Here is a 12,625-nt window from a genome sequence, read left to right on the forward strand (position 1 = left end):
CGCTGCACGGCGGGACTTTTTTATACATCCATTCCATCAAACAAAACGTAGATTTGTATAAACAGCCGGAGCTCATGCGCGAACAGCGACCCTATGCTTATGGGAATTTCAGAACGGGTGCGATACTGGCGGGTATTACCGGCATTGGCCTGATTGTACTTTCCTTCCTGCTTACCAAGCGCGAACTGTTTCTTGCCATGAATCATGACCTGGGCAGGTTTGCAGATTATCTTTTTACCCTTTTCACTCATCTCGGCGATGGCACGGTATGGGTGCCCGTTGCCTTACTGGTATTTATTTACCGGCGGGATAAGTTTCCGCTGGTATTCTGCACCGTGGTCATAGGCACCATCATTGTGCAGTCGCTGAAGAATGTTTTCATACCGGCACAGGTACGGCCGGGAACATTGATCACCGATCACAGTCTTTTTCATTCCGTTGAATGGGTTCCGCTGCTGACCAATTTCAGTTTTCCCTCGGGTCATACCACTACGGCTTTCAGTATTTTTTTACTGAGTTGCTTACTGATCCATAAAAAATGGATCGTGCCTGTTGGTTTTGTGTATGCCTGCCTGGTAGCGCATTCGCGGGTTTACCTCGCAGAACATTTTCCGCTCGATATCGGTGGCGGTATGCTCACGGCCCTTGTTACGCTGTGGATCTCCATCCTGCTGCAGCGCAAATGGGATAACAGACGGAGAAAACCGTAACCTAAGAACCCGGCAGCTGACCCGAACACAAACACCGCACTCCCAACGAAACAGACAGGAGGCTTAGCAAAAAAAAGACATGAGAACAGAAGTGCAGCACTTCTGTTCCCATGCCTTTGATCTGTTGTAAGCAATCATCACATCAGTCCTTCCATCTCCATTCCCCCGCTATCTCCAGCGGTTCTTTCAGGTTGTTTTTGATCAGGAATTCCCTGGTTTCTTCGTCGGTAAAGTGTTTGGCCTTGATCTCTTTTGCATCGGCAATACCGTAGAGCAGCATGCTGCTGAAGCGAACCGTGTTGCGCATGCCGGCTTCGTCAACAAGTTTAAAGTTGTCGCAATCCGCATGGTAGCAGGGACCCGCATTATTGGGCAATCCGCCCCCGGCGCCGCCGCCTGTAGGCACTCCGTGCAGCATAAATGGCTGGTGATCGCTGTGCAGACCCGCGCCCGCGCGGAATATATTTTTGAAAGAAGTGTCCAGCGACTGCGCAATGGCGCCGATGGACTGGAACAGTTCGCGGCTGTCTTCTGTTGTGGTGGAATAGCCCTTGGGATCATTGGTCATATCGTAGTTGAGCATATAACGCACCCGGTCGATGCTTTTGTTTTTCAGCGCCGCGGCAACATAGGCTTTGGATCCCAGTAAGCCTTCTTCCTCGCCCATGAACATCACAAATTCAACCGTGCGTACGGGCTGCAGTTTCAATGCCTGGAAAGTGCGTGCCATATCGAGCACGGAAAAAGAACCGATGCCATTGTCGATAGCGCCCGTGGCAAGGTCCCAGCTGTCAAGATGCCCGCCAACCACCACTTTCTCACCAGGTATTGTTTTTCCCTTGATCGTGGCGATCACATTACGCGCTTTGATCAGGCCGGAAAAATTGGTCATGCTGACATGACTGTACAGTTTGCCTGCAGCCAGTTTTTCCTTTAACTGCATCCCGTCTTCCTTACCGATACAAACGGCGGGAATGGGAATGAGTTTGCCGGTTACCGAGGCGGTACCGGTGAGCAGGATGCCCCCGGGAGGCGTATTGATGATGATGATCCCTTTTGCACCGTACCGGGTAGCGATCGCCGTTTTCTCTGAGCGGTGCAGGGTGCGGGTGCCTGGTTTTGAATTGGGCAATACACCCAGGTATACCAGTGCGATCTTTTCTTTTACCTTTTCCGGTGCAGCCTGGTAATCTTCGTCAAGGCCATTGCCCATATCGATGATCTCCAGGTTCACGTCTGATCTGACAGGCGAATGCGCCAGGGTAACCGCTTTAACGGGCTGCTGGCTGCCGGCATCCGCACCCACGGTTACGGAAAGCGTGCCCCGGCTCCAGCTTTCCACTTCGAATGGCTGGAATTTCACTTCCTTGAAACCATAAGACCGCAGCAGGTCATAGGCATACTGCTCTGCTTTTTTTCCGTTTTCCGAACCCGTAAGACGATGCCCGATGGTTTCGGTGGCATGCTTCAGCGAACTGTATGCTTTCGAATGGGACAATACTTCGTTGTTGATACGCGTAAATACCCCTTTCCATTCCGGTCTGGCCTGGGCGCTTACCAGTGTGCAGGAAAAAAACAGGGCGGGTAACATACACAAACGATGCAATTTCATGATAGCAGAAGTTTTAGCCGACAATATACCAAACAATCCGAAAAACTGCTCTCTGCGTGTCTCCGCAACTCTGCGTCTCTGCGGTGAAAAGATGGGGGTATTCACCGCAGAGACGCAGAGAAGGGGCGTTTCGCAGAGTTTACCTGGGTGACCTCAGCTTATTCTTCCGGGTGGCTGGTTATTTTTTCTCACCGGGTATCTGCAATGCCCCGCCTGTTTTTACCGGAATGCCAAAAAGCGGCGTTCCGTCCCGCGCCCAGCTGAACGGCTGTGCCCTTGGCGAGCGGTGACCGCCGCAGCCCTGGCCCTGCTGATCATTAGCGTGGTATAATATCCAGCTCTCCTTTCCGTCCGGTGAAACAAAAAAAGAATTATGGCCTGGAGCGTATACGCTGTTCTCCCTGGATTGTTTGAAAACGGGCTCGGCAGATTTTCGCCAGGAAGCGGGATCCATGGGATCGCTGTCGGCCGAAGCGCTGAGCATTCCCAGTGCATAGAAATCCGTCCAGCAGCCGCTGGCGGAATAGATCAGGAACAGTTTTCCGCCCCTGCTCAATACCTCGGGACCTTCATTCACATTCACATGCGGCGGGTTGTATTTATCGTGCAGATCGCCGTGCATTTCCCAGGGTAATTCGGGACTTGAAATCTTTGAACGTTGTCCTTCCACCGTCCAGGGATTTTTCATTTTCGCGATATAGATATTCTGCTGTCCGTTCACATCGCCTTCCCAACCAGACCATACCAGGTATAGCTGCCGTTTGTGTGCAAACAGGGAGCCGTCTATCGCCCATTTATCATCGGGTGTCACCAGTTTGCCCTTCATCTTCCAGCTGCCTTTGAACGGATCTGCCGACGCGTTTTCCAGTACCCATAAGCGATGGTCGTTGTTATTGCCGCTGTCTGCTGCGAAATAGATATACCATTTGTTCTGCAGAAAATGTATTTCGGGCGCCCATAATTCTTTTGAATAAGGACCCCCTGGGCGGCGGTACAAACACCGTCTTTTTCTCCGCGGTTTTCAGATCGGCTATCGACCGGGTTTTCCAGATGGTGATGTTGCGGCCCGTGGTATGTGTATAGTAATAAAATCCGTCTTTATATAGGCACCAGGGATCTGCACCCGAGGGCAGCAGCGGGTTGGTAAATGTTTTTGCCGTCTGCGCGTGCAATCCCGCCGCAAAGAGCAGGGTAATGAAACATACTGCGATCCTTGTTTTCATATTTAAGGCATTAGCTGTGAGCATAGGTATCCATCACATACTGCACATCGTTCAGCGATCCGGAGAATGCACCGGATGAGCGGATCTTCCAAGTGGCCATTGCCGCGGCAAATTCTCCGGAAGACTGTATATCGTTTTCTTTACAGCGCCGGGAAAGATAACCGGCCATATAAGTATCGCCGCAGCCGGTGGCATCGGTCAGCACCGGGGGCCGGTATGCGGGTATCTGGTAAAATATTCCATCAGAAAAAATCAGGGATCCCTTGCTGCCAAGAGTGAGTATGACTTCCTTAACGCCCCATTGCGCCAGCACCTGCGCACTCCTACGCGGATCGGAATAGCCGGTAAGCACTTTTGCTTCGTCTTCATTCGCTTTCAGGTAATGCACAAAAGGCAGCAGTTCTTTTTTCTGCTGCCAGTCGATCGCACGCACATCTTCTTCCACCACCTCGCGAAGAAATCCCTGCACATCGAGCGATATCCTTGCCTTGCCCGACAGCTCCCTGATCAGTTGCGCCGGCATATCATCCGCCAGCAGGGGTCCGAGATGGAATATGGCCGCATTTATCGCCGAGAAATCCGATGCCCGGAAGGGGTCTGCCTTACGGGACACTTTCTGCGTGCGATGATCCTGGTCTTCGCCATAGCTGTTTTCAAAACAAACGGTATGCTCACTGGGCAATACCTGCACATCGATACCAAGCGCTGCCAGATCGGCAACATACTGCTTTTCGGCATCGCCGACGGCAGTCACCAGCCGGTAGGCAATTCCCATATTGCGAACGGCGTGAGAAAAATAATACGCCGTACCACCGGGCAGGTGGGTGACTGAATGAGGGGTAACGATCCTGTCGGATGTGATATGACCAATACAGCAGAGCTCGTACATGTTTCGGATAAAAACAACTAATGTAAGCAATCACCGTCAATTCCTGAACTCCTGCGATACCATCAGGCCATGCAGTCCGCCGTCTGCGATACCGATGCCCACACGACCGTAGGAAGGATTCAGGATATTGGCGCGATGGCCGGGCGAATTCATCAAACCGGTATGCGCCAGTTTCAATGTTCGCGCAAGTGCCAGGTTCTCGCCGGCGGCGGTATACCTGATATGCGCTTTTTTCATGCGGTCGAACGGGTCTTTTCCCTCCGGCGAATTATGCGAAAAATAGCCACGTGCAAACATATCCCTCGAATGGGCGATGGCGACGGTTCGTAAAGCGGTATCGGCCCGCAGTGGTTTCAGTCCTGCTTCGGCGCGCTCCCTGTTCACCATTTCCAGCATCTCCGCTTCCAGGTCAAAACGCTCTTCCGTGGTGCTGTCTTTAAAATGCAGTTTTACCGTTTCTTCTGATCCGGGTTCAACGGTCAGCTTCGTCATCGAGCGCCTGATCGCTTCGTCAAATACGGGGGACAGTCTTTCCTGCAGCCATTCTGCCGGCGGTGTCAGCTGGGTGGCAAGACGGCTTTGCTCTGCGGCTTCCGATACCTGGTCCGATATCGGCACTGTCAGTAACAGCAAAGCCACCACGCTGGCAGCGATCAGTCCGTTGACCATACCGGGTATGATACCCAATACATGGTTGGCCCGGCTTTGCCAGACAGAAGGACTGAGACTCCGCAACAAAAAAACGCAGCAATAAAGCGATGAGTGCCCCGCTGAGCAGCAGTGCCAGCAGAAAACTAAGCGGCAGTAACCAGGGAGAGCTGCCCAGCCAGCGTTCTCCCGCTCTCGTTATATAGGGATAGAGCAAAAAAGCGAGAAAAACACTTCCGATCCAGGTAAACAGGTCTGCTGCGGCATGAATAAATCCCTTCTGCCACCCGAGCCAGATGGAGAACAGGGCGACCAAGATCAATACGATATCAATCCAGTTCATATGGGTATACTGTCTAACGGAAGGGTAACGCCACCGGCTTCCGCGACAGGGTGATTAAAAAACCGAAACACCTTTTGCCGCGCAGGCGGTTTCAATAGCCGCAACAATGGACTTGCCGAATCCCACGGGATAATGCTTTTCATTTACCGGAAAATCGAACAGGTCACGTCGCAGGTTGGAAGCTACGATAAACGGATCGGGAAGAAAGGACACGGACGGCTTTACCTGGCTGATATGGTACTCCATCACCGTTGTTTCTTTCCGCAATACTTCTGCATGGTAGATGGTGTTTTCAAAAGCAAACCGAATGGAAAAAACAGGTGTGGTAACAACGAGGGGCTCCGCTTCCGCGAAAGGCATTTCATAAGTGTTGCGCATTGACAGGCTTTTGCCTGAGTATAGAAAATAACATGCCAGGGATGATTGTTTAATATGATTTCTAAGAAAAATTCTGATTGTAGCGTAATTGCCACATAATTTCTCGGTTTTTGTCAAATCTTATCTATAATTCCTCCGGGGTATTCCCTGTTTTTTGTTTCCGAATAACTTTGCTGTTTAAACCTCGCAGGCACCATGATACGCATCTTTATTACCGGCGGCACTTTTGACAAGGAATACAACGAGCTGAACGGTGAATTGTATTTTAAAGACACCCATATGCAGGAACTGCTGACCAAGGGTCGCTGCCGGCTGGATGTTCAGATCCGCACACTGATGATGATCGACAGTCTTGAGATGACAGCCGAAGACAGGGAGCTGATTGCTTACCAGTGCAACCACTGCGAAGAAGACCGCATCGTGATCACGCATGGAACGGATACCATGGCCGTAACGGCAAAGATGCTGGCGGAAAAAGTACCCAATAAAACCATTGTGCTTACCGGCGCCATGATACCCATCAAATTCGGCAGCTCGGATGGATTATTCAATCTCGGCGGTGCACTGGCCTTTGTGCAAACGCTTCCCCCGGGCGTGTATGTTGCCATGAACGGCCGGTGGTTCAACTGGGATAATGTGAAAAAAAACAAGCTTACCGGCGTATTTGAAGAACTGAAATAACATCTCTACCAGTATACCGTGTACAATGCCGCGAGTATACCGAAGATGATCAGCGAGAGTATGAGAAACCCCGGCGTTACCCTGAACCAGCCCGCATCCAGCAAGATCTTCTTTTCCTTTTTTTCCCTGCCTTTCCCAGCCAGGCTAACGGCGATCATCGTAAACGCCACTGTGAAAAACGTGATCGTCATCCTGTCAAGAAACGGGTAATCCGGGAAGCTGCCGCCGCTCCACAGGGGTAAAAATTTCAACACAACCGACACGGGAATGGTGATCAGCGCGCCGATAAGCGCCGCTTTTGCACTGGTGGGTTTCCAGAACATACCCAGCAGGAAAATGGCCAGCACCCCGGGAGACAGAAAGCCTACATACTCCTGTATAAACTGGTAGGCCTGGTCGAGCGAACGCAACGAAGGGGCCACCAGCGCCGCCAGCAACATGGAAACAAGCACGGCCCATCTGCCCACACGCACCGTTTTTTGCTCCGATGCCTGTTTGTCGATGTATTTGCGGTAGATATCCAGTGAAAATATGGTAGAGATGCTATTGGCCTTTCCTGCAAGCGATGCCACCACGGCTGCTGTGAGCGCGGCAAACGCCACACCTTTCAGTCCGGCAGGCAGCAGGTTCATCAGCGAAGGATAGGCGCGGTCGGGCTTCAGGTTGCCGGCCGCATCCAGCATCTCCTGCCGGAACATTCCATTCTTGTGCAGCACATACATGACGATGCCCGGCAATACGGCGATCACGGGTATCAGCAGTTTCAGAAAAGCCGCGAACAATATTCCTTTACGCGCCGTTTTCAGGTCGGCGCCAAGCGTTCTTTGCACGATGTACTGGTTACAGCCCCAGTAAGCCAGGTTGTTCACCAGCATACCGCCGATGAGCACTGAGATACCCGGCAGCTCACGGTAATGCGGGCTGGATTGATCAAACACCATATGAAAATGCTGTGGCGCTTCGCTGCGGAGAACGGACAGTCCTTTCCAGATATCTTTTCCAAAACCAAACTGCTCGGAAAGCAATGTAAGCGCGAGATAGGTGGTGACCAGTCCGCCCGTCAGCAGCACCAATACCTGTATCACATCGGTATATCCGATCACTTTCATTCCGCCAACGGTAACGATTACCGCAAACACCGTAAGAAAGACCACCGACCATTCAAAACTTACCGGGCTGATGGAGGATATGGCCAGTGAACCCAGGTAGATGATGGAGGTCAGGTTTACGAATACATATACCAGCAGCCAGAATACGGCAAGCAGGGTGCTGACCGTATCGTTATACCGCACCGAAAGAAACTGGGGCATGGTATAGATGCGGTTACGCAGGTACACCGGTATCATGAATACGGCCACAAGCACCAGTGTGGCCGCCGCCATCCATTCGTAACTCGAGATGGCAAGGCCCAATGCAAAACCCGAACCCGACATGCCGATAAAATGCTCGGCCGAAATATTCGATGCAATCAGTGAAGCGCCTATTGCCCACCAGGTAAGCGACCCTTCAGCCAGGAAGAATTCCTTTGAACTGGTGCCGGCGGATCTCTTACGGCGATAGATATAATAGCCATAGGCGATCACCAGCACGAAATACCCGAAGAAAACAAAGTAATCGGCAAATTGCAGTTGGTTCATGGCAGCGGACTGAGTGCTGCTAAGATACAGGAAACCGCAAATCTGAACCGGAAGCGATGTTCCCGTGATTAAAGGGTGATGGCGTCTTTGGTGAGTTTCCCCTGGCTGTTGAAGTAGAGATAGTGTTTCCGGATATCGCTTTTGCTTACATAGATACGGTACGCGGTTTCCCTGTCTTTTTCACGCATTTCCCTGGTATCGCGGATATGCCAGTCGGTATACCTGCTTTTGCTGAAACCCTCTTTCACTTCTTTGGGCAGCGACTCGTATTTGCGTTCAATCCTGGTTTCTTTCCATTCGCCCCTGCCATTGTATTTTATTTCGCCGTGATCGCCGTCAAGGTCAAAGCTTGCCTCATAACTGCTGAACCCGCTTTTCCAGCTTACATTTTTGGCCGTTGGATAGCTGGCGGCAAAAGCACTGGTTACTTCTGCGGGTACTTTTTTAAACTGTGCCTGTGTCACCGCAGCCACGCAAAACAATCCACAGAATATCGCTGAGATCTTTTTCATGTCCTTTTTTTTACACAGTAACACAATCGTCATGCCATGGGAGCGGTGCTGATTATCGTGGCACGAAATTTTTTCTCACCGATAAAAAAGTTATGACAAAGAGACCGGAAAAAATCAACCAGAACAGCACGCAGGTTAATTTCAATGCTTCCAAAGAGATCATCTACTGGTCCAGGAAATACAATGTGAGTCAGGCCGAGATACAGGAGCTGTTTGCCCAGACAGGATACTCCATTGCAAAAACCATACAGGCGCTGCAGCAGCGGAAAATAGCGGCTTAACATCCGGGCAGGGATCAGTGGCAGATGCCAGCAGGCAGCCACCGGATCCCTCAGCCCATTGCCTCTTTATCCATAAACGATTTTCCTTTGGCGATGATATCCGCCGCGAGTTCTTCGAGGTTTTCTTCGATATCGCCCAGGTCTTTTTTGATGCGGGCAATAAACGCTTTTCCCTCTTCCGTATCAAGATAATGCATGATGGCGGCGCCTGCGGCCATGCCGGCAAGCAGTCCCAGGGTGAATTTTAAACTCATAGCTTCGTTTTTATCAGGGTTATGTATACAGATCGCCATTCAGGTATTTCAATCCTGAATCCACTATCACGGTTACGATTCTTTGTAATAGCCGGTACAAAACCCGAGCCAATGCCTGCCAAGGATGGTATTCATAGTTGTAAGGCAGCGGAATCGTTCCGTTAAATATACAAAATAGGCTATCGTCAGGGCACCCAGACCAGATAGATAAAATAGGCCAGCAGCAATCCCATTACCGCCAGTACCAACCCGCTGAAACGCCGCTTGCGCACAAAACAGATCAGTATGATTCCCGACAAAGATACAAGCGTCATCAGTATGGCAGACAGATCGATGATCACAGACCAGGCACCGCCGCTGTCCCTTCCCTTATGCAGGTCGTTGATGATGCCGATAAGTCCGCTGCGGGATTCATTGAGTTCGTATTCGCCGGTTTCGCGGATCACAAACGCATCGGCGCTGTATCCCGGGCCTTTGAAAGATACCGTACACTCGCGATCGTCGATGCGGAATTCCGTTACCGCGCCTTTGATACGATGCGTTTTGCGCAGGTATTCCACCATTTCCAGTTTGGCGATGGTATTCGTATCCTGCCTGTTCACCCATTGCGCATTGAGCCTGCCTTTTTCTGTTCTGGTTTTTGTTTCGCCGCCCCATTTATCTGCGTGGTTGAGCGTAAGCCCTGTTACGGCAAAGAACAACAGTATGGCAAAACTCACCATCGACAGGTAGATATGCAGCCAGCGGGATAATAATGCCAGTTGCCGTTTCCATCCGGTCAATGGTGTTACCTGTTTTTTCTTCGGGTATACTTTGGCCGGATGCGGATTATTTGTCTGTTCGTTTCCTGAGTTCAACGGTGGCTGAAGCGATTTCGACATTACCTGTCAGGTTAAAGATTTTCTCGGATGGTTTTCTTTTGATCTCTATCTCCTGTTTCATCAGTTGATAGGTGCCATGTTCCCGGGCGGCTTCTATCACCACCGTGTATTTGCCCGGCTTTGCCAGTGCGCCCTGGTCGTCAAGGCCATTCCATTTCATGGTGTATTTGCCGGGCGATCGGGTGGCGCTGCTCACGGAGGTTTTCAGCGCACTGCCTTCTGCATTGAACGCCTGCGCATAATTGCGATGCCATGATTTCAGATCCGGCAGCCAGCGCTCGCGGTTGTACCATACGCTGATATTGCGAACGGGATTGCCGTTACTGTCTTCGATCCAGATCGCCACAAACGGTCTGCGCACGCGTGTTCCCTCTATCAGTGCGATCTCAAAATTAACAGCCACTTCGTAGTTGCTGTTCCAGTCAGCCGCATTTGCCGAAATACTATTTCCGGCAACAGGTAATTCCCTGGCACGCCAGCCATCGCTGGTGATCTTTTTTCCGTCTTTTGTAACGAGCAGGTATTCCACACCCGGCATACCCGCTGCCAGCTGCCTGCTTTCTTCCGGTTTCAGCACATTGAATGCGGTAGCCAGCGCGCCTGCATCGGTTGCTTCGGGTGCGATCACGGTAGCGCTGATCACTTCAGAAGCCGGCATACCGGTGCGGGGATCCACAATATGCGAATACCATTGGTTACCGATCTGCACACCCCGGCGATAATTGCCGCTGGTGGCAACAGCCCTGTCAGCTACCCGAACCGCGGTCATGGGCGGATCGTTCTCCGCACTGGCCTTGGGATCCGTGATCATCACAGACTCGGACAACTGCCCTTTTAACACGATATCGCCACCGATATTGATGGCTACGCCATTTACATCCGCCTGGGCCATTGCCGCATCAGCGGCATGCTGGATGATATAGGTTTTTGCAAAAGAGTTCAGCGCCAGCGGAGCATTTGCGGTACGCGTGGCCGTCTGGTTTTTGCTGTCCAGTATCCATTGCTGTTGCTGTGCCGCTGTAACCGCACCGGCCAACTCGCGGTTACCGGGCAGGGCCTGGTTCTGCGAAGCCTGTTTCCATAACCTGTTGATCAGTTCTGCAGAGGCATTCAACGCACCGCCGCTGCGCACACGCCACTGATCAAACAGCGACAAGACTTCGAACAGTTCTTTTGACACGGCCACAGGCTGGTTCTGTGTTTTCCTCCACCTGCTGAATTCGCTTTTGGCATCGTATGCACTCAGGATCGTATTGAGCCGGGTGATCTCTGTCAAGGCAGCCTGCTCGGCCGCATCGGCCGCCTTCCCGGACAGGGCAGCAACTTTTACTTCGAGCGAAGTGCCCAGTACATTCTCGAAATGGGAAACAAACAGGCGGGGCTTAACAGGAGCGGCCTGCGCTGCAGCTACCACCAGCAAACCGGCAACCAGCCATTTTTTTATACCAATCATAAAGGATCGTTTAGGAAACAATTTTAAACGCGGCAATTTACCAAGCAGGGTGAAAGATTCTGTTGAGACAATACCAATTTCCGTATCCGGGAGCTTTTTTTCCGCAATTCGGCGATGCACAATCGGTCAGCAGCCGTTTTTTACCGCTGTTCTTTAATGATTTGTTTACGATGCCGTAACAGCCGGGTGATACTGCTGCAACAATTTTGGATAACCAACCCACCTGTCAATGGCACCCTGCCTATTGTTACGCATCTGTCTTTGGCTGTTTCTTCCCCTATCCATTCACCCTGTTATACCGGCAAAGAATATTACGCCGCTCGTTAATGGCTATGCACATAACGATTACTGGCATAAGCGGCCGCTGCTCGATGCACTTGAAAAAGGCTATACACATATCGAAGCGGATATTTTCAAGGTTGGCAGTGAATGCATCGTTGCGCACCTGTTTCCTTTTTTCAGGAAAGGAAAAACGCTGGAGAACCTTTACCTGAAACCTTTATACGGCCATATCCGCGAGCATGGCGGCGAAGTGTACCCTGGCTACGGCAAACCCATCGTGCTGATGATCGATATCAAACTGAACGCCAACACAACGTACCGGATGCTGCGTCCGCTGCTGGAAAAATACCGCAGCATGCTTACCAGTTACGAGAACGGTGTAATTACAGAACGACAGGTTACCATCGTTATATCGGGTAACAAACCTTACCAGCTGATGCAGCAGGAGCGTACGCGCTATGCTTTTATCGATGAAAGTCTTACCGCTATCCGCGAAAATAATTTTCCGAATTCGCTGTGCCCGATTGCCAGCTGCCATTACGGATCGTTGCTCAACTGGAACGGCGAAGGCGCCATGCCGGAAACGGAAAAAGCCAGGCTGATCGGTTTTGTCAATGCGGCGCATACACAGGGCAAGAAAGTGCGTCTGTGGGCTTCTCCCGAAAAAACCGCTGTATGGAATGAACTGCTGAACTGCGGCGTGGACCTGGTAAATACCGACCAGCTTGATGCGCTGCGGGATTTTTTATTAACCCGGAGGGATATAGCAGCAACAGCAGCATCCGACGATCACGGGCATCGTTACGCTATGGCAAAATAACCGGCGCCGGACAATCGCTCT

General features: G+C 51.3%; 14 protein-coding genes and 1 pseudogene. 4 read left to right on the forward strand and 11 right to left on the reverse strand.

Annotated elements, in window-relative coordinates; genetic code table 11:
- Nucleotides 1-74: 74 nt before the first annotated feature.
- Nucleotides 75-710: a phosphatase PAP2 family protein gene (locus GWC94_RS14990; RefSeq protein ID WP_161835902.1), complete on the forward strand. Its 636-nt coding sequence runs from the start codon at nucleotides 75-77 to the stop codon at nucleotides 708-710.
- A 142-nt stretch (nucleotides 711-852) separates the two neighbouring features.
- Here the strand turns inward: GWC94_RS14990 and GWC94_RS14995 are convergent, their stop codons facing one another.
- The 6 genes and pseudogenes from GWC94_RS14995 to GWC94_RS15015 all read right to left on the reverse strand — a co-directional run bounded on the left by GWC94_RS14995 (nucleotide 853) and on the right by GWC94_RS15015 (nucleotide 5,803).
- Nucleotides 853-2,322, reverse strand: coding sequence for a M28 family peptidase (locus tag GWC94_RS14995; protein WP_202628837.1), 1,470 nt, complete (start codon nucleotides 2,320-2,322; stop codon nucleotides 853-855).
- A 178-nt stretch (nucleotides 2,323-2,500) separates the two neighbouring features.
- Nucleotides 2,501-3,319 (reverse strand): glycoside hydrolase family 43 protein, encoded by an 819-nt coding sequence (locus GWC94_RS15000; protein WP_235918586.1) that lies wholly within the window; start codon nucleotides 3,317-3,319, stop codon nucleotides 2,501-2,503.
- Nucleotides 3,320-3,555: 236 nt separating this feature from the next.
- The gene (locus GWC94_RS15005) at nucleotides 3,556-4,434 is read right to left on the reverse strand and encodes a PfkB family carbohydrate kinase (protein WP_161835903.1); all 879 of its coding nucleotides are present in this window, start codon (nucleotides 4,432-4,434) and stop codon (nucleotides 3,556-3,558) included.
- A gap of 36 nt (nucleotides 4,435-4,470) precedes the next feature.
- Nucleotides 4,471-5,172: a CAP domain-containing protein gene (locus GWC94_RS15010; protein WP_235918587.1), complete on the reverse strand. Its 702-nt coding sequence runs from the start codon at nucleotides 5,170-5,172 to the stop codon at nucleotides 4,471-4,473.
- A 58-nt stretch (nucleotides 5,173-5,230) separates the two neighbouring features.
- A pseudogene (locus GWC94_RS17125) lies at nucleotides 5,231-5,425 on the reverse strand (CvpA family protein); the annotation flags it as partial.
- Between the two features lie 54 nt (nucleotides 5,426-5,479).
- Nucleotides 5,480-5,803: a hypothetical protein gene (locus tag GWC94_RS15015; protein ID WP_161835904.1), complete on the reverse strand. Its 324-nt coding sequence runs from the start codon at nucleotides 5,801-5,803 to the stop codon at nucleotides 5,480-5,482.
- 195 nt (nucleotides 5,804-5,998) lie between these two features.
- Here GWC94_RS15015 and GWC94_RS15020 point away from each other — a divergent pair, with 195 nt between their 5' ends.
- Nucleotides 5,999-6,484 carry an asparaginase domain-containing protein gene (locus GWC94_RS15020; RefSeq protein ID WP_161835905.1) on the forward strand — a complete coding sequence of 162 codons (486 nt, stop codon included), beginning with the start codon at nucleotides 5,999-6,001 and terminating at the stop codon, nucleotides 6,482-6,484.
- A 5-nt stretch (nucleotides 6,485-6,489) separates the two neighbouring features.
- Here the strand turns inward: GWC94_RS15020 and GWC94_RS15025 are convergent, their stop codons facing one another.
- Nucleotides 6,490-8,121 carry a sodium:solute symporter family transporter gene (locus GWC94_RS15025; protein ID WP_161835906.1) on the reverse strand — a complete coding sequence of 544 codons (1,632 nt, stop codon included), beginning with the start codon at nucleotides 8,119-8,121 and terminating at the stop codon, nucleotides 6,490-6,492.
- Nucleotides 8,122-8,189: 68 nt separating this feature from the next.
- Entirely contained in the window at nucleotides 8,190-8,633 is a 444-nt protein-coding gene (locus tag GWC94_RS15030; RefSeq protein ID WP_161835907.1) for a PepSY-like domain-containing protein, read from the reverse strand.
- Between the two features lie 92 nt (nucleotides 8,634-8,725).
- Here GWC94_RS15030 and GWC94_RS15035 point away from each other — a divergent pair, with 92 nt between their 5' ends.
- Complete coding sequence (locus tag GWC94_RS15035) at nucleotides 8,726-8,914, forward strand: DUF3606 domain-containing protein (RefSeq protein WP_161835908.1); 189 nt, start codon at nucleotides 8,726-8,728, stop codon at nucleotides 8,912-8,914.
- A 50-nt stretch (nucleotides 8,915-8,964) separates the two neighbouring features.
- Here GWC94_RS15035 and GWC94_RS15040 read toward each other — a convergent pair whose 3' ends face one another.
- The 3 genes from GWC94_RS15040 to GWC94_RS15050 form a co-directional block, all read right to left on the reverse strand.
- Entirely contained in the window at nucleotides 8,965-9,168 is a 204-nt protein-coding gene (locus GWC94_RS15040; protein WP_161835909.1) for a hypothetical protein, read from the reverse strand.
- Nucleotides 9,169-9,353: 185 nt separating this feature from the next.
- Complete coding sequence (locus GWC94_RS15045) at nucleotides 9,354-10,049, reverse strand: PepSY-associated TM helix domain-containing protein (protein WP_161835910.1); 696 nt, start codon at nucleotides 10,047-10,049, stop codon at nucleotides 9,354-9,356.
- Complete coding sequence (locus GWC94_RS15050; protein WP_161835911.1) at nucleotides 9,997-11,502, reverse strand: DUF2271 domain-containing protein; 1,506 nt, start codon at nucleotides 11,500-11,502, stop codon at nucleotides 9,997-9,999. Before GWC94_RS15050 ends, GWC94_RS15045 begins: the two co-directional genes overlap by 53 nt.
- A gap of 229 nt (nucleotides 11,503-11,731) precedes the next feature.
- Here GWC94_RS15050 and GWC94_RS15055 point away from each other — a divergent pair, with 229 nt between their 5' ends.
- A complete protein-coding gene (locus tag GWC94_RS15055; protein WP_161835912.1) occupies nucleotides 11,732-12,604 on the forward strand; it encodes a phosphatidylinositol-specific phospholipase C/glycerophosphodiester phosphodiesterase family protein in 873 nt (290 codons plus the stop codon).
- Nucleotides 12,605-12,625: the final 21 nt, after the last annotated feature.

This window comes from Sediminibacterium soli (genome assembly GCF_009939225.1).
In the GTDB taxonomy this organism is placed as follows: Bacteria; Bacteroidota; Bacteroidia; order Chitinophagales; family Chitinophagaceae; genus Sediminibacterium; species Sediminibacterium soli.